This is a genomic window from Arthrobacter sp. NPDC056886 (assembly GCF_042788715.1).
Lineage (GTDB): Bacteria > Actinomycetota > Actinomycetes > Actinomycetales > Micrococcaceae > Arthrobacter.
Window position 1 is genome coordinate 12069 of the sequence record NZ_JBHUBT010000006.1, and the last position, 20570, is coordinate 32638.

A 20570-nucleotide genomic window follows, 5' to 3' on the forward strand; every position below is an offset into this window, starting at 1 on the left:
TGCCTGCAGCCGGCAACTCGCACAAGAAAACTTATCGCCAAGAAAACGCACGGTGCCGGAGGGCACGGTGCAGAGGAGAACAAGACATATGTCGACTCTTGAGATCAAGGACCTGCACGTCAGCATTGACACCGAGCAGGGCACGAAGGAAATCCTGAAGGGCGTCAGCCTGACCATCAGGACCGGCGAGACGCACGCCATCATGGGCCCGAACGGTTCCGGCAAATCCACGCTGGCGTCCACCATCGCCGGGCACCCGCGCTACAACGTCACCTCCGGCACCATCACGCTCGACGGTGAGGACGTCCTCGCGATGAGCGTCGACGAGCGCGCCCGCGCCGGCCTGTTCCTTGCCATGCAGTACCCCGTCGAGGTCCCGGGTGTAAGCATGACCAACTTCCTGCGCACCGCCAAGACCGCGATCGACGGCGAAGCGCCGAAGTTGCGGACCTGGACCAAGGACGTCAAGGCGGCCATGGCGCAGCTGCGCATCGACGCCGACTTCACCCAGCGCAACGTCAACGAAGGCTTCTCCGGCGGCGAGAAGAAGCGCGTCGAGATCCTCCAGCTGGAGCTCTTCAAGCCGAAGTTCGCCATCCTCGACGAGACCGACTCCGGCCTCGACGTCGACGCACTCAAGGTTGTTTCCGAGGGCGTCAACCGCGCGCACGGCGAAGGCAACATGGGCACCCTGCTCATCACGCACTACACCCGGATCCTGCGCTACATCAAGCCGGACTTCGTGCATGTGTTCGTCGATGGCCAGGTTGTGGAAGAGGGCGGCCCGGAGCTCGCCGACCGCCTCGAAGAAGAAGGCTACGACCGCTACGCCACCGGCGCAGGGGCGGCCACGATCGCTGCCGCCTCGGCTGCAGCCCAGGCGTAGTTAGGACTCCGCGATGACCGAACTCAATGTGGCCCGCACGGGCCTCGAGGATGTCGAAGAGGCGCTCAAGGATGTGATCGACCCGGAACTCGGGGTCAACATCGTTGACCTGGGCCTGCTGTACGGTCTGAAGTACTCGGACGACGACGGCGCCCTGCTGATCGACATGACACTCACCACGGCCGCCTGCCCGCTCACCGATGTCATCGAGGAGCAGGTCGGCAAGGCCCTGGACGGGGTGGTCGATGAATGGCGCCTCAACTGGGTGTGGATGCCGCCATGGGGTCCGGAACGGATCACCGAGGACGGACGCGACCAGATGCGCGCCCTGGGCTTCAACATCTAGGTCCCACCCATAGCTCCACACGCACCGACGGGCCGGCACGGCCCGGAGTGCGAACGACGGCGGCCCCACCTCACCGAGGCGGGGCCGCCGTCGTCGTGCCTTCTGGCGTTCCCTGATGGCGGTTCCCTTAACGGCGTGGCGGTGGTCTGATAAAGACAACAAGTCCGCGGCCACAAGCAACAGATCCGGCGCACAGTCGAACAGGAGGCACACCGGAATGGATGCCACTGATGCCACTGCACCGTCGCTGCCCCCCGGCGCTCACGGGGACTTCGTGGTTGTGGAGGACAGCGGCGAGTTCTCCTACTACCGCTCCAGGGAAGCCCTTCTAGCCGACTTTGAATATGTCGGCGAGGCCCGGTGCATCATTGACCGCAGAGCCACCACGTTCCGGCTCGAGCTGGACGAGCACCGCCATCTGCGGATGGGACCGCCCCTCGGGTCCGTGGAATTCCATTGGCTGCGCCAGGCCTTGGCCGACGCCCGGGACGTGCACCCGGAGGGGCACCGGCTCCAACGCGCCGACACCATCGGGCTCCCCGGGCTGGTGGCCGGACTGTTCGAGACTCTGCAGCTGGAACGCGGAACGGATGCTGAGCTGGGGCTTTGGAGCCTGGACATCGACGGGCTTGCGACGCGGCGCAATGCGCTGGCCGACGTCGACCGCCTCCTGGCTGGGAATCACCAGCTGGACACAGTCCTGGTGACCGACCCGTTCGGACATCAGTACCGCCCGGTATGGCACCCCAAACACCGGCACCTGGGCCACGCCGGATTCCTCAGCTACGTAGAAGTCCCGGTCCGGCGCTGGCCCCGACGCGGATGAGGCCACGCCGCTGAGCTATGGCTCTGGCACCGGGGTTTGGGGCCAGCGTTTGGTGCTACGGCGTTGCGGGCTACGGCGTTGCCACCGCAAACGTGTCGCACTTGTTGATGTCCCCGGTCTTGTAGCCCTGGTAGAACCACTTCTGCCGCTGGGCACTTGAGCCGTGGGTCCATGCCTCCGGTGAGACGCGGCCCGTGGCGGCCTTCTGGATCCGGTCGTCGCCCACGGCCGAAGCGGCCGAAAGGGCGTCCCGGATGTCCTTGTCCGTGAAAGGTTCGAGGTAGGGCTGGCCGGTCTTGGGGTCCGGCTGCGTCGTTGCATAGTGGGCCCACAGCCCCGCGTAGCAGTCGGCCTGGAGCTCAACCCGGACACCGCCGGAACCGGGGCCCTGGGGATCCTGCTGAGCCCGGTCGAGGTCGCCGAGGACGTTCTGGATGTGGTGGCCGAATTCGTGGGCCACGACATACTCCTGGGCAAGCGGGCCGCCGGAGGAACCAAACCGTTGCACGAGTTCCTGGAAGAAGCCGGGATCGAAGTATGCCGTGGTGTCGACGGGGCAGTAGAACGGTCCCACGTCTGACGTGGCAGAGCCGCAGCCGGTGTTGGTTGCGCCGGTGAAGATCACGGCATCGGGCCGCGGGTACTTCGTGTTGTACTGCGCCAGGTAGGCCGGCCAGAAGGCGTTCAGGCTGTTGACCGTACCGGTGATCCTGCAGTCGAGGCGGGCGTCGGCGTCGGCGCCGGTCCGGCAGGCCGGGGCAGAGCCCTGGCTCTGCGACTGAGGGTCCTGGGCGGGGCCGGCCAGGCCCTCGAGAAGCTGGGGGTTGATGCCGAAGAGGGCTGCCAGCAGCAGGATGATGCCGCCGCCGATCCCGCCGCCGATCATGGGGCCGCGGCCCATCCCGCGGCGGTCCTGGACCTGTGACGGATCCAGCGGGGCGTTGTCGTTAAAGCTCATGGAGTCACAATATCCCGCACAGGCCGCTGGGGCGCCCGGCAACGGTAAAGTTGGTGCGATGCCTTTTCTCGACAGACTCCAGCGCTGGGCCGATGACCGTCCCGACGAGACCGCCGTCGTCGTGGCCGGAGAGCACCTCAGCTGGTCCGGCCTCAGGGACCGGGCGGCGGCGCTGGTGGCCGCGGCACCTGCCATCACCGTGCTGTCGGAGCAAAATTCAACCCGCTTCGCCGTGGCCTTTGCCGCGGCCGTCGCTGGTGAGAGGCAGTGCGCTGTGCTGGATCCGGCCTGGCCGCAGCAGCTGCAGGACGGTATCACCGCACGCATTGCCCGAATGGAAGCGGCCCCGGCGGCTCCCCGCCCGGCGGGACCGGTGTCGGCGCTGCCGGCATCCCGGGGGACCGGGCCGGGCACAGCGCTGGCCACTGAGCCGGGCATTGGACTCATTGACGGCCCGCCCGACACCTCCTTCCTGATCGGCCTGACCTCCGGCACCACGTCGGTGCCCAAGGCGTTCACCCGCTCGCGGCGGTCGTGGCAGGAATCGTTCGAGGCCTCCATTGAATTCTTCGGGCTGACGCGGGATGACAAATCCCTGGCCCCCGGCCCGCTCGCGGCAAGCCTGAACCTCTACGCCCTCGCCGAATGCCTGTACGCCGGCGCGGAGTTCCACAGCCTGGACCACTTCGATGTCGGCGCCGCCCACGCGGCGGTCAGCCACGACGGCATCACCCGCCTGGTCCTGGTACCCACCATGCTCCGGCTGCTCAGCGAGCGCGGCCTGGCCGGCGGGGTCGACGCCTCCGGCGTCCGCAGCATCATCTGCGCCGGATCCAAGCTGGACGCCCGGACACTGGAGGCGGCCCGCCGCTGGGCACCGAACGCCACCATTTTCGAATACTACGGAGCGTCCGAACTGAGCTTCGTCTCGGGCGCCGGGCTGCGTCCGGGTGAACCCGTTGAGCCGGGCGGGACGGGCATCGGGAAGCCGTTTCCCGGCGTCGATATCCGCATCCTGGATGATCACGGCGCGGAACTTCCGGACGGCGGCGACGGCAACATCTGCGTCCGCAGCGGCATGGTCAGCAACGGCTACCTATGGGGCGACGACGGCCAGGCGCTGCGCTGTTTCGACGGCTGGTACACCGTGGGGGACCAGGGGTACCTCTCCGGCGGAACCCTGCACATGCTGGGCCGCCGCTCCGACATGATCATCACCGCCGGCACCAACGTCTACCCGCACGAAGTCGAGATGGCGCTGGCCTCCGTCCCCGGCGTTGCGGCGGCCGTGGCCGCCGGCATGACCGACGACCTTCGCGGCCAGCGCGTCGTGGCCGGCGTGGTGCCCTCGCACGGGGCGGTCACCGCCACCCAGCTGAGGACCGGGATCGACGATGTGCTGGCCCGGAACAAGCGCCCCCTGGAGTACTTCGCGCTGACCGAGCTGCCCCTGACGGACCGGGGCAAGATCAGCCGGCAGCTGCTGCTCGACTGGGTGGCCCGGAACGATCCCAGGATCCGGCGCCTTGGCTGAGCCGGGCGTGGGCACGGGGCCGTCTGAGGTCGGTCCGTTCCCGGGACCGTCCTTCCCCGGGCTGCTGCCGGAGGACCGGCAGCCGGTGATCATCGCCGCGCGCCGGACCCCGCTCTGCCGGGCCAACGGGGCCCTGAAGAAGCTGCGCGCCCACGAACTCCTGGCCCCGGTGCTCCGGAACTTGCTCGCCGACGCCGGCGCGGGTGCCGGCCTCGCCCCGGAGTCGGTGACCGACGTCGTAATCGGCAACGCCGTGGGCGGCGGCGGGAACGTGGCCCGGCTCGCCGCGCTGGAGGCCGGACTGCCCGTCACCGTCCCCGGCGTCACAGTGGACCGGCAATGCGGCTCCGGTCTGGACGCGATCGTCCTGGCCTCCCGGCTGGTCGCTGCGGGCGGCGGGGGCCTGTACCTGGCCGGCGGCGTCGAGAGCATCAGCACCGCTCCGCTCCGGGCCTACCGGAACGACGACGGCAGCCCCGATTTCTACACCCGGGCCCAGTTCGCACCTCTCAGTTTTGGCGATCCCGACATGGGGGTGGCGGCCGAGAACGTGGCCGCCCACTTCGGCATCAGCCGGGAACGCCAAGACGCCTTCGCGCTCCGCAGCCACCATCGTGCCCTGGCCGCCGCCGCTGCCGGGACGTTCGACGGCGAGATCGTGCCCCTCGCTGCGGGCTCCGGGGCGGCCGCGGCAGCCGACGACGGTCCCAGGCCGAGTCTCGGGCCGGCCCTGATGGCCCGCTTCCCGCCCGTGTTCGCCACCGGCGGCACGGTGACGGCCGGGAACTCGTGCTTCGATGCTGACGGCGCGGCCGCCGTGGTCATTACATCCGTGGAGCATGCCCGCCGGCTGGGCGCCACGGACGGGTTGCTCGTGCTGGGAACCGACACCGCCGGTGTGGCCCCGCAGCTCCTGGGCATCGGCGCGGCCACAGCAGCCGAACGGCTCCTCGCGGCACACGGGCTGACGGCCGCGGACCTGGGACTGGTGGAATTCAATGAGGCCTTCGCCGCCCAGACCCTCGCCTGCTTTGACCAGCTGGGGATCCACCCGGAGCAGGCCAACCTCGACGGCGGGGCCCTGGCTCTTGGCCACGCCTATGGAGCCTCGGGCGCAGTGCTGGTCACCCGGCTGCTGGCACAGGCGCGCAGGTCCGGGCAGCCCGGTGAGCTTGCCCTGGCGATGATCAGCATCGCGGGCGGCATGGGCACGGCCGCGCTGCTGGGGTTCACGAGCTTCACCTGACCCTCCCCGGGGGACATGCCCATTCTTCGCCGTGTCTGGTGGACATATGGGCCATATGTCCACTTTTGCGGGCAGGGGAGGGCATGCCCCTTTGCCCGGCACTGACATGCCCTGCCCTGACACCGCCGAACGGACATGCCCAGTCCTGACACCGCGGAAGGGACACGCTCTGTCCCGGCGCCGCCGAACGGACATGCTCATTCTTCGCCGTGCCTGCTGGGCATATGAGCCATATGTCCACTGGCTGCGGGCAGGGGAGGGCATGCTCCTCTGCCCGGCACTGACATGCCCAGTCCTGGCACCGCGGAAGGAGCATGTCCCCTGGGGACGAAGCACCGGGTATGCCAGGGAGGCGGTGGTGATGGGGCCTCGCCTAGTAGACGGACCCTTCCAGGAGTTCTGAGAGCCGGCCGGCGGCACGGCGGAGTTCCGGAATGCCGGCCTTGAGGCCGGCTTCCGTGGCTGTCTCGACTGGACTGGTCAAGGCCATGGACTCACTGGGACGACGAGATCCGTTCGGCACAGCGACGGCGACCGACAGCACGCCGGTGGCACGCTCATCCTCGGAATAGGCGTAGTCGACGCCGGGTTCGGGGAGGCGTGCGAGAAGTTCTTCGGCCGTGAATGTACTCCCCTCATGGCCGGCCACGATGGCTGCGGCCACCACTTGCCGGATTTCCGCCTCGGAAACCGAAGCCAGCAGGATCTTCCCGGCCGCGCCGACCGTCAGGGGGAGGCGCTTGCCCAGCGGCAGGTCATAGCGCAGGGGCGAGTCCCCGTCGACACGTGCGACGAGGATCCTTTCAAAGCCCAGCCTCGTGTACAGGGAGGCCGTGAGTCCCGTCTGCGAGGCCACCTGTTGGAGGATGGGCCGCGCGGCAACAACGAGGGGGTCATTCTCCAGGTAGCTGCGGGCCGCGGGCAGGACTGCCGGGCCAATCCGGTAGGACTTGTCCGTCTGGCTGACCATGCCGAAATCCTGAAGGACCCGCAGGATCCGCAGTGTGGTCGGCAGGCTCATCCCACAGGTCCTGGCCAAGTCGCTGAGGCGCTGGGGCCGCTCCGCGCGCTGGAGTTCGGCGAAGACCTCCATCGCCCGGGACAGGGAGCGCATGTTCCCTGCCTTGGCGCCGCCCTCTTCAGCGGAGCCGGCCGAATGTGTCGAAGTCACTGTCATTGTTTCATTCTATGTAACCTCACTGCGCTTGACAGAGTTTGTGTCCCCTGTCACTATTTCTTCAGACGAAACATTCTTTCATTCTATGAAATGAAGGATCACGGAACGTAAGAAGGAAACGATGACAACGGAGTCACTACTGACTAAACCCGAGCGCGCCATCCGCGTCGCTCCGTCGGTGCTTACGGGCATCGGCGCGTTCACCGCCGTCGGCGTGTATGTCCTGGTGAGTTCGGTCGGCCTCGGCCTGTGGACCTCGCTGGGACCCGGGCCCGGCATGTTCCCGTTTGCCATGGGAGGGGTGCTGGTCGCGATGTCGGCGCTCTGGCTGGTCCAGGAACTGCGCCGGCCCAGCGAGAAGGCGGACGGGATCGACCGGGGCGTGGTGATCTCGGTGGTGGTCAGCCTCGTTGTCCTGGCGTCCGTCATGGACCTGCTGGGCTTTCAGCTGAGCATGTTCCTGTTCCTGCTCTATCACCTGAAACTGCGCGGCCGCCGGACCTGGGTGGCCTCGCTGATCATCGCCCTCGCCGGAAGCGTCGGCGCGTTCTACGCCTTCAACTACGGCTTGAACGTCGCCCTACCCGTGTCGGCCTTCACTCCGCTGAACCTGATCGGACTCTAGACGTGGACACAATCAACGAACTGCTCGGCGGCTTCGCCACCGCCATGACATGGCAAAACCTGCTCTTTGCCTTCCTGGGCTGCCTGCTGGGCACCATCATCGGAGTCCTCCCCGGTGTCGGCCCGGTCGCCGGCGTGGCCCTGCTCATCCCGCTCACTCTGAACCTGGATCCTGCCGGCTCGATCATCATGCTGTGCGCCATTTTCTACGGCACCCAGTACGGCGGAACCATCACCAGCGTGCTCTTGAACACTCCGGGCGAGGCATCGTCGGCAATCACCACCATCGACGGCTACGCGATGACCAAACTCGGCAGGGCAGGTGCGGCGCTGACCCTGGCCGCCGTAGGATCCTTCGTCGGTGGAACCATCGCCACCATCGGCCTGGTCGCCGCCGCCAAACCCCTCGGTGAACTGGGCCTGCTCGTCGGCCCGCCGGAGTTCTTCGCGCTCATGGTCGTCGGCATCTCTCTGCTCGTGGCACTGGCAGGCAAGTCCATGGTCAAGGCCATCATCTCCGGAGCCTTGGGCCTGCTGATCTCAATGGTCGGCATCGACCCCGTCGCCGGCGCCCCGCGGTTCACCTTCGGGATGGACCGGCTCCTGGACGGCATCAGCTTCGTCGCCGTCATCGTCGGCGTCTTCGGACTCTCCGAAATCCTTTCCTACCGCAAGAACGCCGAGACTCCGGTGGTTCATGCGCCCGGCATGCGCTCCCTGCTCCCGACACGGACGGAATGGCGGCGCAGCGCCCCCGCTATGGCCCGGGGCACCGGCGTCGGCTTCGGACTGGGCCTCATCCCCGGCATGACCGGATCAGTCTCGTCCCTGCTGTCCTACGCTGCGGAAAAGAAGTTCTCCCGCTTCCGCCACCAACTCGGCAAGGGCGCAGTCGAAGGCGTGGCCGGACCCGAAACGGCAAATAATGCCCACGCCAACGCCGCCCTGATCCCGCTCTTCACTCTTGGCATCCCGGCATCGCCGACCATCGCCGTGCTGATGGGCGCGTTCCTGCAGCAGGGCCTGACTCCCGGGCCCGCCCTGTTCACCGACCACTCCGAGATCGCCTGGGCCATCATCGCCAGCCTTTTCATTGGTAACGTGCTGCTGCTCCTGCTCAATGTCCCCCTGGTCGGCCTCTGGACCTCCATCCTGCGCGTCCCCACCCCCATCCTGACCGCACTGATCCTGCTGTTCATGGTCATCGGCGCCTACACCATCAACTTCAGCGTCTTCGACGTCTTCGTCATGATCGGCTTCGGCCTCCTCGGCCTGGCCCTGAGGAATCTGGACATCCCGCTGGCACCGATGGTCCTCACCTTGGTGCTCGGCCCGCTGATGGAACGTTCACTGCGCGAATCCCTGGAAATCTCCCAAGGCGACTTCAGCGTCTTCACCAGCCGCCCCATCTCCGCCGTGCTGATCGGCCTGGGCGTGCTGATCATCTGCAGCCCGCTGCTCAAGTTCCGCAAACCCAAGGCCCTCACCGAGGACCCCGAAGCCTAAACCTGCTCATCCCTACACCCGAATTCCTGTCAGCTCTCTAACCCATGCATTTCTTCAAAGGAGAAGACCCTTGTCACGCAAGAAAATCACCGCCGCCTTCGCCGCAGCAGCACTTATCGCCCTCACCGGCTGTGGCGCCAACGCCAGCGCCTCCAACTCCACCGGCGACGACTTCCCGAAGAAGGGCAAGTCCATCGACCTGGTGGTGGCCTTCTCTTCCGGCGGAGCCGTGGACACCGCAGCCCGCCTCGTTCAGCCGATCCTCGAGAAAGAGCTCGGCACCAATGTCGAGGTCATCAACAAGCCCGGTGCCGGCGGACAGATCGGATATACGGCACTGACCAGCGCCAAGCCTGACGGCTACACCATCGGGGCCACCGGCTCACCGTCAGTGGTCGTATCACCGCTGGACCCGGCCCGCGGCGCCAAGTACACCCGCGCCAGCTTCCAGCCCCTGGGCCGCCAGGTCATCGATCCCGCCGTCATCGCCGTCCAGCCCGACAGCCCGTACAAAACGCTGAAGGAACTCCTCGACGCCGCCAAGGCGAACCCGAAATCCATGACCGCCAGCACCACCGGCCTGCAGACCGGCGAACACTTCGCCCTGGCCCAGATCCAGGAAACCACCGGCTCCGAGTTCGCTCCGGTGCACTTCTCCGAAGGCGCCTCGCAGGCCACCACGGCGTTCCTCGGCAAGCACGTCGATGTCCTGGTCGCCAACGTCAGCGACGTGACCGACCTGACCAAACAGGGTAAGGCCCGCGTCCTGGGCATCATGACCGCCGAACGCTCACCCGCACTGCCCGACGTTCCCACCTTCAAGGAATCCGGGTACGACGTCGAAGCCGGCACCGTCCGCGGCTACTCCGCACCGGCCGGGCTGCCTGACGCCGTCGCCAAGAAGCTCGAAGCTGCCCTCCAGAAGGCCATCGAGGACCCCGCCGTCAAGGAAAAAATGGGCGCCCTCGGCCTGCAGACCAGCTACATGTCCGGCGCCGACTACGAGAAGTTCTGGGCTGGCCAGGAAGAGGACTTCAAGAAGGTCCTCCCGCTGGTCCAGAAAAAAGACTAGTCCTCCCACCAGCCGCCACGCACGAAAGAACCCATCATGACAACTCCTCTCCGTGAAGCTGTCGACGCAGACTTCGCCCGCCCTGATATCGACGTGATCGACCGGCTCGCCAAACTGCCCGCCGCCAACATTGGCGACGCCATGGACCGCCTCGGAATCGCCGACTCAGCCATCCAGGCCATCTGGCCCGGCGCCCGCCTCGCCGGGCCCGCCTTCACCGTCTGGACCCGCCCCGGGGACAACCAGGGCATCCACCGCGCCCTTCAGCTCGCCCGCCCCGGAGATGTGATTGTCGTCTCCGGCGGCGGGGACGAATCCCGGGCACTACTGGGCGAACTCATCGGCGAACGCGCCATCAACCTTGGCATCGCCGGGTTCGCCCTGGACGGCGCCGCCCGCGACGCCGAAGCCCTCGGCGAGATCGGCATGCCCGTCTTCGCCCGCGCCGTCACACCGGCGGGCCCGTACAAAAACGGCCCTTCCCGTCTGGGCACCCCCATCTCCTTCGGCGGGGTCCCCGTCCTCCCGGGGGACATCATCATCGGCGATTCCGACGGCATCGTCGTCATCCCCAGGGAACAGGCAGCGAACGTCGCGGAAGCCGCCGAGGCCGTCTTCGCCGACGAAACCAGCCGCCGGGACGCCATCATCGCCGACCGCCACTAGACAGAAAAGATACAAACCAAATGACAGCGTGCACCGTTATCGGCCTCGGTGAGGCCGGAGCCACCTACGCGGCCGCCCTGGTCGCCGCAGGCCACAGCGTGACAGGATTCGATCCCGTCGCCCCCTCCACGCCGGCCGGCGTCACCCGGGCAGCAACCGCAGCACAAGCCTGTGCCGGCGCGGATATCGTTCTCGTCCTCACCGGGGCAGGCGCCGCGCGAAGCGTGGCCCAGGAATGCCTGCCGGTCCTGCCAGCCGGCACCTGCTACGCGGACTTCACCTCCTCTTCACCGCAGGTCATGCAGGAACTGGGGCAGCTGCCCGGCGCGGCGCTTTTCGCCGACGTCGCCATCCTCGGACCCGTCCCCACCCAGGGTGTAAAGACACCGCTGATGGTCAGCGGCCCCGGCTCCCGGGCAGTTGCCGAGCTCCTGTCCCCGCTGGGCGCCGACGTCGAAATCGCCGCCGGGGAACCCGGCGCGGCCATGGCCCACAAACTGCTCCGCAGTGTCCTGATGAAAGGCCTGGCCTCAGTCGTTGTCGAAGCGGTCACCGCCGGACGGGCCGCCGGCCTGGAGGACTGGATCCGGGCCCAGATCGCCCGCCAGCTCGCCGGCGATGGCCAGGCCGTCATCGACAGGTTCCTCACCGGCACGGCCAAGCACGCAGTGCGCCGCTCCCAGGAGATGCAGGACACCGCCAGCTACCTCTCAGACCTTGGCGCACCCTCCGAGATGACGGCAGCCTCAGCCGCCGCCCTGTCACGGATGGCCCAGGAAACGGCACCGGTGGCAGCGGTCTTGCGCTGACCCCGGCATCAGGCAGAATCATTTACAGGAATCAACGATGAACCTTCCAGCAAGAAATTCCCTGTCAGGAGTAACAACATGATCGGCATCTGGGCCCTTGGGGCCTACCTGGCCGTCATCCTTCTCTGGACGACAGTGATCAAGCGCAGCGTCGGAGAAGCCATGATCCTCGGCTTCCTGGCCGTGCTCCCGTTCACGGGGGCCGCCGCGGCACAGATCGGCTGGGCCTCCTTGTATTCGGCCGCCACGGACGAAATCGTCTATGCCACCATGGCGTTCGTATTCATGGGATACCTGCTGGACAAAACCGGCGTGCTGGACCGGCTCATCGACCTGCTGAACTCCCTGATCGGCGGGGTCAGGGGCGGCCCCGCCTGGGTGTCCACCGTGGCTTCCGCCGGTCTGGGCGGGGTGGTCCATAACCAGGCTGCCATCGCCGCGACCGTCGGCTCGGTGACCATCCCCTGGATGGAAAAATCCAAGCTGGACAAGCCCGCGGCGGCGACCCTCGTGGCCGGAAACGCCGGGATGGGCATCACCTTCCCGTTCAGTGCCTCCATGTTTGTCCTCGTCGGGTCCGCCACCGTGGGGCCTCTGCTGGACATCAACGACCTCGTCCTTCCCTTGCTCATTGGCGGACTCTGGTGCTTCCTGCACCGGCTGATCGTCACCTGGCTGCTGGTCCGAAAGAGCGGGATGTCCCCGCTGGACCCGGCGCACCGGCTGACTGCCCGGGTAGCGTTCAGGCGCGGCTGGGCCACCCTGCTGCTCTTCATTGTGGTGGCCATCCCGCTGATCATCACCTCCGGCGCCATCGCCACGGCCCTGTCCGACTGGACAGGAGGAGACATCACCAAAACCGTCAGCGTTATCGTCTGGATTCCGGTCGTCCTCCTCATCACCGGCGCCCTGCTGGGCAGGAAACAGCTGCCCGGCAGCGGCCGCGCCTGGCGGACCCTGCTGCGGGACTCCTCCCCGAGGTTCGGCATCGTCGGCATCACCGTGCTCTTCGCCTTTGCAGGGGCCAACGCCCTCGCCGCCACCGGCCTCCCCAAGCAGATGACCGCCCTGCTGAACCAGCTGAACCTGCCCCTGTGGCTCCTCGCCATCCTCATCGGGCTGATCGTCATCGCCGTCGCCGCACCCCTCTCCGCCACAGCCACCATGGCCGCCGTCGGTACCGTCGGCGTCGCCACACTCGTGGCCGCCGGCGTGCCTGCCACCACCGCCGCCGTCGCCGTCCTGGTCTTCTCCTCCTGCGAAGCAGCGGTTCCCCCCGGAGGCGCACCGCTCTACGTCGCCTGCGGCATCGCCGACGTGAACCCGGTCAAAACCTTCTCCCGCCTGCTCACCCACTACGCCCTGCCACTGCTGGGAATCGGCGTGCTGATCATCGTCGGCATCCTGCCGATCTAAGGAACCAAGACATGCAGAAGACCAGACGAACCATCGAAGTCATCTTCGTACTAACGCTCGCCCTACTCCTGTTGGGCGGCGTCGTATTTGTCGCAGGCCAGGCCATCGCCCTCATCGCCGGCCAGGGTGACTGGTTGCAATTCTTCAACGACGCGTTCAAGCCCCCTCTGTGCATCGCCGCCTCGGTGTGCGCGGTCGCCGGTTTCCTCCTCAGCTACAAGCACCAGCAGAAAAGAGTAGAGGCGCCCCAGGAGGTAGCGACGCGATGACATTCCTTGCCGGGGACGGAACCTACCCGACATTTGCCCAACTACTTGAAAGGGAGGGTGGGCTAGCCGGGACATCCTGGGGATTGTTTCCCGAACCGGACCGCGGAACGCCGTCCTTCATCACACGGGACGCCATCCTGAAAGCCACGAACTGCGTCAGGACCGGCACGGTCTTTGGCCTGGACTACCCGGCCGACGCTTTCGATCCCGGAATGTCGCTCAAACGCAGCGCCCCGCGGCACACCATCTACTCCTCCCACCCTGCCCACCGCGACGACTACCTGGACGGGTACTACCTCCAGGGCTCCACCCAGATCGACGGTCTGCGGCACCGCCGGGCTGACGACGTCGGTTTTTACAACGGCACGCCGGATGACCGCATCAGGGAAGGCACCCCGGACCTCGGCATCCAGGAATGGGCCGACAACCCCATCGTCGGCAGGGGCGTGCTGGTCGACCTCGACGGGCACCGCACCGCCCTCGGCGAGCCCATCGACCACGCGGCAGGGGAACCCCTCAGCCTCGACCTGATCCGGGAAGCCATCGAAGCCCAAGACCTCACCATCGGCCCGGGAGACGTCCTCATGCTCCACACTGGATGGTGCGAGTGGTTCCTGGCCCTGACCCCCGAGGAAAAACAGCGGACCCGCGACGGCCGGCGCGCCACCGGCATCGCCCAGACACAGGATTTCGTCGCCTGGGCCTGGGACCACCGGCTCGCACTCCTCGCGGCCGATAACTTCGCCCTGGAATGCCTGCCCGCCGTTCCCGGCAGCCCCTTCCTGGATTCGGCCCCGAACGACCACGGCATGATGCACCAGCAACTCCTCGCCAAACTCGGCATGCCCCTGGGCGAACTGTGGCGGCTCGGACCCCTCAGCCGCCACATGAGATCCATCGGGAAGTGGGACACCTTCATCAGCGTCAAACCGCTCAACATCACCGGCGGCACCGGGTCGCCTGCGAACGCCACCGCCGTGACGTGACCGGGGCGCGGTGCTGACTGACGCAGAACCCGGCCTGCCCCACCGCGCTATGGCCACCGTGGGAGCGGGTGCCGTCAGATTGGAGTCGGGCCTGTCAGCAGTGGCCCTGCGTTTTCTCCGATGGACGAGTAGAATAGTAATTAGCAATGCTAATTAGCGCGGCTAACTAATTCGGCCGGGCAGGCCCTGGAGGCACTATGACCACCACCCGCGATTCCCATCACGCAGGGGATAGCATCCGACCCGATATTTTAGCGATCGAGCTCCGGACAGCCGTCATGCGCACGTCCCGCCGGCTCCGCATCGAGGCAAGCGGTGACGTTCTTACGCCGGGACAGTACACAGTCCTGGCACATCTTCGAAGCGGCTCCCAAACCCTTCGCGAACTGGCCGAGCTGGAGCACGTTCAGGCGCCGTCGATGACCCGGATAGTCAACGCGCTGACGGACCAGGGGTTTGTGTCGCGTTCAGCGCATCCCGAGGACGGGCGTCAAGTCCTCGTCTGGATTACTCCGGCAGGTGAGGCCGTCCTGAACGAGGCCCGCAGCCAGCGGACAGCATGGCTGGCGCAGCGGGTCGCCGTGCTGAATGACGAGGACCGTCTGACACTGAGCCGCGCCGCTCGCATCATGCAGGAGTTGAGCGCCAGATGAGCGTCATGTTCCGCGCGCTTGGAAACCGCAACTACCGGATGTGGGCCGGCGGGGCCCTGGTGTCCAACATCGGCACCTGGATGCAGCGGGTGGCGCAGGACTGGCTGGTTCTGACAGTGTTGACCGACCACTCCGGTACCGCCGTCGGCATCACGACAGGACTGCAGTTCCTTCCGATGCTGCTGCTTGGACCGTACGCGGGCGTGCTTGCGGACCGGCACCGCAAACTGGTGATCCTAAAGTGGACGCAGACGGCCATGGGCCTGTGCGGACTGCTGGTGGGGCTCCTGGTCCTGACCGGTGCGGCGCAGTTGTGGCAGGTCTATGTGGCCGCTCTGTGCCTTGGGGTGGCCAGCGCCATTGACGGACCGGCGCGCCAGGCCTTTGTTTCCGAACTCGTGGGGCAGGACAACATTTCAAATGCCGTGGCGCTCAACTCCGCTTCCTTTAACACTGCCCGGCTCACTGGGCCTGCCATTGCCGGTGTCCTCATTGCCTGGGTCGGCACGGGACCCGTTTTCCTGCTCAACGCGGCCAGCTTCGCCGCCGTCATCATCTCCCTGTGGCGAATTCGTCAGTCCGGGCTGTTCCCGACAGTGCCGGCACGCAAAGGCAAGCATCCGGTTGCCGAGGGCTTGGCATACGTAAGACGGCGCCCGGATCTGGTGCTCATTCTTGTCATGGTCGGGATCCTGGGCGCCTTCGGCATGAATTTCGCCATTACCAACGCGCTGATGGCCACCGCAGAATTCGGCATGGGGCCGGGGGAGTTCGGGCTTCTGGGCTCCATCATGGCCGTGGGGACTTTGGCCGGTGCCCTGCTGGCAGCCCGCAGGTCCGGTCCGCGGCTGCGTTTCGTGCTGGGCGGCGCCCTCGGTTTGGGTTTCTTCACGCTCGTGGGCAGCGTGTCCCCTTCGTTTTGGCTGTACGCAGCCGTCCTGATTCCGGTGGGCCTTGCATCAATGACCTTCCTGAACAGCTGCAATACGAGTATCCAGCTCTCGGTGGAGCCGCAATTCCGGGGGCGGGTGCTGGCGCTGTATCTGGCGGTCCTGCAGGGCGGGACCGCCCTCGGGGCGCCTCTGATGGGTTGGATCGGTACTGAATTCGGCGCGCGCTGGTCGGTTGCCGCCGGGGGCTCGATCGTGCTGCTCACCGGCCTGTGCTCGGTGATCGTGGTCAGCCGGAGCAGCAGCTTGACCTTTCGGGATCAACTGCGGACTGTGGTCGCCAGGAAGCGCTCCCGCAACGGGCGGACTCAGGACACCGAGGCCGCCGGCCACGCTGGGGGCGCCTGAAGCGGGCAATCGCTGGCATCGGCGAAGGGACATGTCCATTCCAGCCTGGTTGGGACATGCCCATTCTTGGGCGCGCGGAGTGGGCACTAGGGCCATATGTCCAGTGGCTGCGGCCAGGGGAGAGCATGCCCATTGGGCAACCCGGCGGCGCAGTTCTTCCGCGGGCACCTGATTGGGACATGTCCATTCTTCGGCGCGCGGAGTGGGCACTAGGGCCATATGTCCAGTGGCTGCGGCCAGGGGAGAGCATGCCCCTTGGGCAACCCGGCGAGGCAGCCAGCCGGGCAACCGAGGGGCTATGGGCTAGTCCTCGGGATCCTCGGGCTCGCCCAGTCCGCGGGCGGCGAGGGCCTCGCCGGTCTGCCGGGCGAAGGCCACCGTGCTGATGAACACGGGCAGCACGAGAGCCCGCGGGTTGCGTTCGAGCCCGCGGGCCCGGGCGGAGTCGCGCACGTCCATGTAGGCCCCGGCCACGAACGGGATGCTGCGGAGCATGATGGCAATGGTCAGGGCGAAGCGTTCGGGATCCGCACCGAAGCGCCGGAACGGCCGGGCCAGGGACGCCACGCCGTCGAGCAGCGCCTGCACCGGGGTGGTGGCGGTCAGGATGGAGGCCGCAACCACGCAAACCAGCACGTTAAGCACGATCCGGGCCGCCGTGGGTGCGCCCAGCTGCCACCACTGGAAGACGCCGATCGCCAGGAGGACCGGCAGGACAGGGCGCACTGCGCGAAACAGCCTGGCCGGACCTGCCCCGCTGAGCAGGAACAGCGCGCACAGCAATGCCAGCACGACGGCCGACACGGCCCACTCGGCGATCAGGAACGACGCCATTCCGCAGCCAACGACCAGCAGGAACTTCAGCCACAGCGGTACCCGGTGGATCGGGGACGAACCGGGCACGTACGCCGCGAGGAGAAAGCCGTGGCTGCTCACGACTGCTCCAGCCGGGCCGGCTCCGGCACGGCCCGCTCAGGCCCGCCGCCCGCAAGCGGGTCGGCGGGCCCGCGGCCGGCCAGGCCGCCGCGAGGTGCAGACAGGCCGGCAGCGCTTAGGGCGCGGTAGTGCGCGACGGCGGCCGCCGGTCCGCCGTCGAACACCACCTTCCCGTCGTCCACCACCAGGACGCGGTCCATGTCCAGGGCAAGCTCGAGGTCGTGGGTGGACAGGATCACCTGCTGGCGGAGTCCGCCCAGCGTGCGCCGCAGAAGTTCACGGTTGCGGAGGTCCAGCAGCGTGGAGGGCTCGTCGAGAACCAGCACCTCCGGATCGACGGCCAGGACCGCGGCCAGCGCCAGGAGTTGGCGTTCGCCGCCGGAGAGCTCGTAGATGCTCTGGTCCGCCAGCGGCAGGAGGCCGAACCGTTCCAGGACTGATTCCGCGTGGGCCCGGCGCTCTCTGCCGTTGCGGATGGAGCGCCGCAGGGACAGTTCCACGTCCTCGCGGCCGGTGGGCATGACGAGCTGGGAGAGCGGATCCGTGAAGACAAAGCCCACGCGCCGGCGGACCTCCCGGACTGAGCGGACGGTATCGGCGCCGTCGATCCGCACGGTGCCTTCGCTGGGTACCACGAGTCCGTTGAGGAGCCGCAAGAGGGTGGACTTCCCCGAGCCGTTGGCCCCGATGACCCCGATCCGCCGTTCCGTGAGGTCCAGCGAAAGCTCCTGGAGCAGCGTCTTGGGTGCGGGCCGGCCGTCCACCGGCACCCGCACCGTGACGCGGTCCAGAACGATGCTGCTCACGGGCGGGGGTCAGCCGTCCGGACGCGGCGGAGCAGCAGATCCGGGAAGGCCTTGTGCAGGGCCAGGGCGATGCTGACGGCCAGGACATTCTTGATGATGTCGCCGGGGTAGAACGCGAGATCGGCAAGGAAGGCTTTGGAGAAGTCCAGTTTGGCGTTGACCATCATGCCCAGGATGCCCAGGCCGTGGATGAAGATGATGCTGCTCACCATGGCGGCGGCGAACAGGAGGATGGGGCGCAGTTTGCCGGTGCGCCCTGCGGTGCGGGCCAGCACGACGGCGGCCAGCCAGCCGACGGCTGTGGCGGCGAACAGGAACCCGATGATGTAGCCGGCGGAGGGACCGGCGAGGACGCCCAGCCCGCTGCGGCCGCCGCTGAAGATCGGCAGGCCCGCGAAGCCCAGGAGCAAATAGAGGCCGACGGCGGCGAAGGCCCGGGCCGGGCCGAGGGCCAGCCCGGTGAGCATGACGGCGAGGGTCTGCAGCGTGATGGGCACACCGAGCCCGCCGACCGGAATGGCGGCGATCAGCGCGGATGCGGCCACCAGGGCGGCGAAGACGGCGATGAGGCCAAGGTCGGTGGCATTCCAGCGGCTCCGGCGGCGCGAGGCTTTGGCTGTGGCGGGATGGTCGGTTTGCGTCATGGCGTTCCTGTCGGGTGCTGCTGTGGATGTCGGACTAGTGATATCGACTGTACGGTCGCGGCGTGGCGGGTTTTTTGTAGGCGCCCCACTAACCGGCGGCCCGGAAGCTGGAGGGCGCCGCCAATGACCACGGGCCAGGGGACCGTGCCGGCCGCCTGGTGCTGCCATATGAGCCCATGTCAGGGAGATGGGGCGGTGCCGGTAGACTTGTAGAGGCCGTGCTCTCGCACCGCCCTGCCCCGGCCCCGCCCAGACTCCACTTGTTGCGCCGCGGCATTCCCTGTTGTGAAAGGCCTTAGCTGCATTGATTACCGTCCAGGATCTCGAACTGCGCGCCGGCGCCCGCCTCCTTATGGACCAGGTGAGCTTCCGGATCGACAAGGGAGACAAGATCGGTCTGGTCGGCCGAAACGGTGCAGGCAAGACGACGCTGACCCGGGTGCTCGCGGGCGAGGGCCTGCCCGCCGCGGGCAAGGTGACCCGCACCGGCGAAATCGGCTACCTGCCGCAGGATCCGCGCACCCCTGACATGGAGCAGCTCGCGCGGGACCGGATCCTGTCCGTCCGCGGCCTGGACATCGCCGTGGGCAAACTCCGCCTGGCCCACGAAGAGATGGCCAGCGAGGACGCCGCGGTCCAGCGCAAGGCAATGAACCGCTATGACCGGCTGGAATCGGAGTTCCTGGCCGCCGGCGGTTATGCGGCCGAAGCCGAGGCGGCAGCGATCTGCTCGAACCTCGCCCTACCGGACCGCCTGCTGAACCAGCCGCTCAAGACCCTGTCCGGTGGTCAGCGCCGCCGTGTGGAGCTCGCGCGCATCCTGTACTCGGATGCTGAAACCATGCTCCTTGACGAGCCGACCAACCACCTCGACGCCGACTCCATCTCCTGGCTCCGTGAGTTCCTCAAGAACCACCAGGGCGGGCTGATTGTGATCAGCCACGACACCGAACTGCTGGAGGCGACGGTCAACAAGGTCTTCCTCCTCGATCCCAACCGCGCCCAGATCGACTTCTACAACATGGACTGGAAGCGCTACCTCACCCAGCGCGAAACGGACGAGCGCGCGCGGAAGCGTGAACGCGCCAACGCGGAGAAGAAAGCCCAGGTCCTCTTCGACCAGGCCAACAAGATGCGCGCCAAGGCCACCAAGGCCGTCGCCGCGCAGAACATGGCCAAGCGTGCCGAGCGCCTGCTGGGCGGCCTCGAGGCCGTCCGCGCGCATGACAAGGTGGCAGCCCTCCGCTTCCCGGATCCGTCACCCTGTGGCAAGACCCCGCTCACCGCGGATGGCCTCAGCAAGTCCTACGGCTCGCTGGAGATCTTCACCGACGTCGACCTCGCGATCGACCGCGGCTCCAAGGTGGTCATCCTGGGCCTCAACGGCGCCGGCAAGACCACCCTGCTGCGCATGCTCGCCGGCGTCGACAAGCCGGACACCGGCGAAGTCGTGGCGGGACACGGATTGAAAGTGGGCTACTACGCCCAGGAGCACGAGACGCTCGACGTGGACCGCAGCGTCCTGCAGAACATGCGCTCGTCCGCCCCGGACATGAACGACGCGGAAGTACGGAACATTCTGGGCTCGTTCCTGTTCTCCGGCGACGACGTCGACAAGCCCGCCGGGGTGCTCTCCGGCGGCGAGAAGACCCGACTGGCGCTGGCCACCATCGTGGCCTCGAGCGCGAATGTGCTGCTCCTCGATGAGCCCACCAACAACCTCGACCCTGCCAGCCGCGCCGAAATCCTCGGGGCCCTGGCCAACTACACCGGTGCCGTCGTCCTCGTGAGCCACGATGAGGGCGCCGTCGAGGCGCTCAACCCGGAGCGCGTCGTCCTGCTGCCCGACGGCATTGAGGACCACTGGAACGAAGACTACCTGGACCTGATCACACTGGCGTAAGGCCATCCA

21 protein-coding genes are annotated in these 20570 nt (G+C 67.2%); 16 read left to right on the forward strand and 5 right to left on the reverse strand.

Annotation, left to right across the window (positions count from 1 at the left end; all coding sequences use genetic code 11):
• The first annotated feature begins 88 nt into the window (after window positions 1–88).
• The 3 genes from sufC (at window position 89) to ACFRJ8_RS11335 (ending at window position 2058) form a co-directional block, all read left to right on the forward strand.
• The gene (gene sufC, locus ACFRJ8_RS11325) at window positions 89–886 is read left to right on the forward strand and encodes a Fe-S cluster assembly ATPase SufC (protein WP_377986259.1); all 798 of its coding nucleotides are present in this window, start codon (window positions 89–91) and stop codon (window positions 884–886) included.
• A 13-nt stretch (window positions 887–899) separates the two neighbouring features.
• Window positions 900–1232 carry a metal-sulfur cluster assembly factor gene (locus ACFRJ8_RS11330; RefSeq protein WP_056434018.1) on the forward strand — a complete coding sequence of 111 codons (333 nt, stop codon included), beginning with the start codon at window positions 900–902 and terminating at the stop codon, window positions 1230–1232.
• A gap of 217 nt (window positions 1233–1449) precedes the next feature.
• On the forward strand, window positions 1450–2058 hold the full coding sequence (locus tag ACFRJ8_RS11335; protein WP_377986260.1) for a hypothetical protein: 609 nt from the start codon (window positions 1450–1452) through the stop codon (window positions 2056–2058).
• A 70-nt stretch (window positions 2059–2128) separates the two neighbouring features.
• Here ACFRJ8_RS11335 and ACFRJ8_RS11340 read toward each other — a convergent pair whose 3' ends face one another.
• Window positions 2129–3016 carry a neutral zinc metallopeptidase gene (locus ACFRJ8_RS11340; RefSeq protein ID WP_377986261.1) on the reverse strand — a complete coding sequence of 296 codons (888 nt, stop codon included), beginning with the start codon at window positions 3014–3016 and terminating at the stop codon, window positions 2129–2131.
• Between the two features lie 58 nt (window positions 3017–3074).
• On the opposite strand from ACFRJ8_RS11340, the gene ACFRJ8_RS11345 reads away from it, so the two are divergent.
• A complete protein-coding gene (locus ACFRJ8_RS11345; protein ID WP_377986262.1) occupies window positions 3075–4550 on the forward strand; it encodes a class I adenylate-forming enzyme family protein in 1476 nt (491 codons plus the stop codon).
• Window positions 4551–4635: 85 nt separating this feature from the next.
• Window positions 4636–5796 (forward strand): thiolase family protein, encoded by a 1161-nt coding sequence (locus tag ACFRJ8_RS11350; protein WP_377986549.1) that lies wholly within the window; start codon window positions 4636–4638, stop codon window positions 5794–5796.
• Between the two features lie 373 nt (window positions 5797–6169).
• On the opposite strand, the gene ACFRJ8_RS11355 is transcribed toward ACFRJ8_RS11350, so the two are convergent.
• Window positions 6170–6973, reverse strand: a complete 804-nt coding sequence (locus ACFRJ8_RS11355; RefSeq protein ID WP_377986263.1) for an IclR family transcriptional regulator — start codon at window positions 6971–6973, stop codon at window positions 6170–6172.
• 121 nt (window positions 6974–7094) lie between these two features.
• Between ACFRJ8_RS11355 and ACFRJ8_RS11360 the strand changes: the two genes are divergently transcribed.
• The 10 genes from ACFRJ8_RS11360 to ACFRJ8_RS11405 all read left to right on the forward strand — a co-directional run bounded on the left by ACFRJ8_RS11360 (window position 7095) and on the right by ACFRJ8_RS11405 (window position 16272).
• On the forward strand, window positions 7095–7598 hold the full coding sequence (locus tag ACFRJ8_RS11360) for a tripartite tricarboxylate transporter TctB family protein (protein ID WP_377986264.1): 504 nt from the start codon (window positions 7095–7097) through the stop codon (window positions 7596–7598).
• Window positions 7599–7600: 2 nt separating this feature from the next.
• Window positions 7601–9103 (forward strand): tripartite tricarboxylate transporter permease, encoded by a 1503-nt coding sequence (locus tag ACFRJ8_RS11365; protein ID WP_377986265.1) that lies wholly within the window; start codon window positions 7601–7603, stop codon window positions 9101–9103.
• A 70-nt stretch (window positions 9104–9173) separates the two neighbouring features.
• Window positions 9174–10175 carry a tripartite tricarboxylate transporter substrate binding protein gene (locus ACFRJ8_RS11370; protein WP_377986266.1) on the forward strand — a complete coding sequence of 334 codons (1002 nt, stop codon included), beginning with the start codon at window positions 9174–9176 and terminating at the stop codon, window positions 10173–10175.
• A gap of 36 nt (window positions 10176–10211) precedes the next feature.
• Window positions 10212–10841 (forward strand): methyltransferase, encoded by a 630-nt coding sequence (locus ACFRJ8_RS11375; protein ID WP_377986267.1) that lies wholly within the window; start codon window positions 10212–10214, stop codon window positions 10839–10841.
• Window positions 10842–10861: 20 nt separating this feature from the next.
• Window positions 10862–11650: a DUF1932 domain-containing protein gene (locus ACFRJ8_RS11380; protein WP_377986268.1), complete on the forward strand. Its 789-nt coding sequence runs from the start codon at window positions 10862–10864 to the stop codon at window positions 11648–11650.
• Between the two features lie 78 nt (window positions 11651–11728).
• On the forward strand, window positions 11729–13066 hold the full coding sequence (locus ACFRJ8_RS11385; protein WP_377986269.1) for a TRAP transporter large permease subunit: 1338 nt from the start codon (window positions 11729–11731) through the stop codon (window positions 13064–13066).
• An 11-nt stretch (window positions 13067–13077) separates the two neighbouring features.
• Window positions 13078–13335, forward strand: a complete 258-nt coding sequence (locus tag ACFRJ8_RS11390; RefSeq protein WP_377986270.1) for a hypothetical protein — start codon at window positions 13078–13080, stop codon at window positions 13333–13335.
• A complete protein-coding gene (locus ACFRJ8_RS11395) occupies window positions 13332–14321 on the forward strand; it encodes a cyclase family protein (protein WP_377986271.1) in 990 nt (329 codons plus the stop codon). The genes ACFRJ8_RS11390 and ACFRJ8_RS11395 overlap by 4 nt, the downstream gene beginning before the upstream one ends.
• A 197-nt stretch (window positions 14322–14518) precedes the next feature.
• On the forward strand, window positions 14519–14974 hold the full coding sequence (locus tag ACFRJ8_RS11400; RefSeq protein ID WP_377986272.1) for a MarR family winged helix-turn-helix transcriptional regulator: 456 nt from the start codon (window positions 14519–14521) through the stop codon (window positions 14972–14974).
• Window positions 14971–16272, forward strand: coding sequence for an MFS transporter (locus tag ACFRJ8_RS11405; RefSeq protein WP_377986273.1), 1302 nt, complete (start codon window positions 14971–14973; stop codon window positions 16270–16272). The genes ACFRJ8_RS11400 and ACFRJ8_RS11405 overlap by 4 nt, the downstream gene beginning before the upstream one ends.
• A gap of 303 nt (window positions 16273–16575) precedes the next feature.
• Here ACFRJ8_RS11405 and ACFRJ8_RS11410 read toward each other — a convergent pair whose 3' ends face one another.
• From ACFRJ8_RS11410 to ACFRJ8_RS11420, 3 genes are read right to left on the reverse strand one after another with little or no spacing between them, the layout of a single operon-like run.
• On the reverse strand, window positions 16576–17208 hold the full coding sequence (locus ACFRJ8_RS11410; protein ID WP_377986274.1) for an energy-coupling factor transporter transmembrane component T family protein: 633 nt from the start codon (window positions 17206–17208) through the stop codon (window positions 16576–16578).
• Window positions 17205–18014: an energy-coupling factor ABC transporter ATP-binding protein gene (locus ACFRJ8_RS11415; protein ID WP_377986275.1), complete on the reverse strand. Its 810-nt coding sequence runs from the start codon at window positions 18012–18014 to the stop codon at window positions 17205–17207. The genes ACFRJ8_RS11410 and ACFRJ8_RS11415 overlap by 4 nt, the downstream gene beginning before the upstream one ends.
• A complete protein-coding gene (locus tag ACFRJ8_RS11420) occupies window positions 18011–18658 on the reverse strand; it encodes a biotin transporter BioY (protein ID WP_377986276.1) in 648 nt (215 codons plus the stop codon). The genes ACFRJ8_RS11415 and ACFRJ8_RS11420 overlap by 4 nt, the downstream gene beginning before the upstream one ends.
• Before the next feature lie 304 nt (window positions 18659–18962).
• Between ACFRJ8_RS11420 and ACFRJ8_RS11425 the strand changes: the two genes are divergently transcribed.
• Window positions 18963–20561 carry an ABC-F family ATP-binding cassette domain-containing protein gene (locus ACFRJ8_RS11425; protein WP_377986277.1) on the forward strand — a complete coding sequence of 533 codons (1599 nt, stop codon included), beginning with the start codon at window positions 18963–18965 and terminating at the stop codon, window positions 20559–20561.
• The last annotated feature ends 9 nt before the right edge of the window (window positions 20562–20570 follow it).

Excerpts from the sequence above, each read along its gene's own strand:
- sufC (WP_377986259.1), top strand. The coding sequence starts at position 89 with ATGTCGACTCTTGAGATCAAGGACCTGCACGTCAGCATTGACACCGAG.
- ACFRJ8_RS11330 (WP_056434018.1), top strand. The coding sequence starts at position 900 with ATGACCGAACTCAATGTGGCCCGCACGGGCCTCGAGGATGTCGAAGAG.
- ACFRJ8_RS11335 (WP_377986260.1), top strand. The coding sequence starts at position 1,450 with ATGGATGCCACTGATGCCACTGCACCGTCGCTGCCCCCCGGCGCTCAC.
- ACFRJ8_RS11340 (WP_377986261.1), bottom strand. The coding sequence starts at position 3,016 with ATGAGCTTTAACGACAACGCCCCGCTGGATCCGTCACAGGTCCAGGAC.
- ACFRJ8_RS11345 (WP_377986262.1), top strand. The coding sequence starts at position 3,075 with ATGCCTTTTCTCGACAGACTCCAGCGCTGGGCCGATGACCGTCCCGAC.
- ACFRJ8_RS11355 (WP_377986263.1), bottom strand. The coding sequence starts at position 6,973 with ATGACAGTGACTTCGACACATTCGGCCGGCTCCGCTGAAGAGGGCGGC.
- ACFRJ8_RS11360 (WP_377986264.1), top strand. The coding sequence starts at position 7,095 with ATGACAACGGAGTCACTACTGACTAAACCCGAGCGCGCCATCCGCGTC.
- ACFRJ8_RS11375 (WP_377986267.1), top strand. The coding sequence starts at position 10,212 with ATGACAACTCCTCTCCGTGAAGCTGTCGACGCAGACTTCGCCCGCCCT.
- ACFRJ8_RS11380 (WP_377986268.1), top strand. The coding sequence starts at position 10,862 with ATGACAGCGTGCACCGTTATCGGCCTCGGTGAGGCCGGAGCCACCTAC.
- ACFRJ8_RS11385 (WP_377986269.1), top strand. The coding sequence starts at position 11,729 with ATGATCGGCATCTGGGCCCTTGGGGCCTACCTGGCCGTCATCCTTCTC.
- ACFRJ8_RS11390 (WP_377986270.1), top strand. The coding sequence starts at position 13,078 with ATGCAGAAGACCAGACGAACCATCGAAGTCATCTTCGTACTAACGCTC.
- ACFRJ8_RS11395 (WP_377986271.1), top strand. The coding sequence starts at position 13,332 with ATGACATTCCTTGCCGGGGACGGAACCTACCCGACATTTGCCCAACTA.
- ACFRJ8_RS11400 (WP_377986272.1), top strand. The coding sequence starts at position 14,519 with ATGACCACCACCCGCGATTCCCATCACGCAGGGGATAGCATCCGACCC.
- ACFRJ8_RS11405 (WP_377986273.1), top strand. The coding sequence starts at position 14,971 with ATGAGCGTCATGTTCCGCGCGCTTGGAAACCGCAACTACCGGATGTGG.
- ACFRJ8_RS11420 (WP_377986276.1), bottom strand. The coding sequence starts at position 18,658 with ATGACGCAAACCGACCATCCCGCCACAGCCAAAGCCTCGCGCCGCCGG.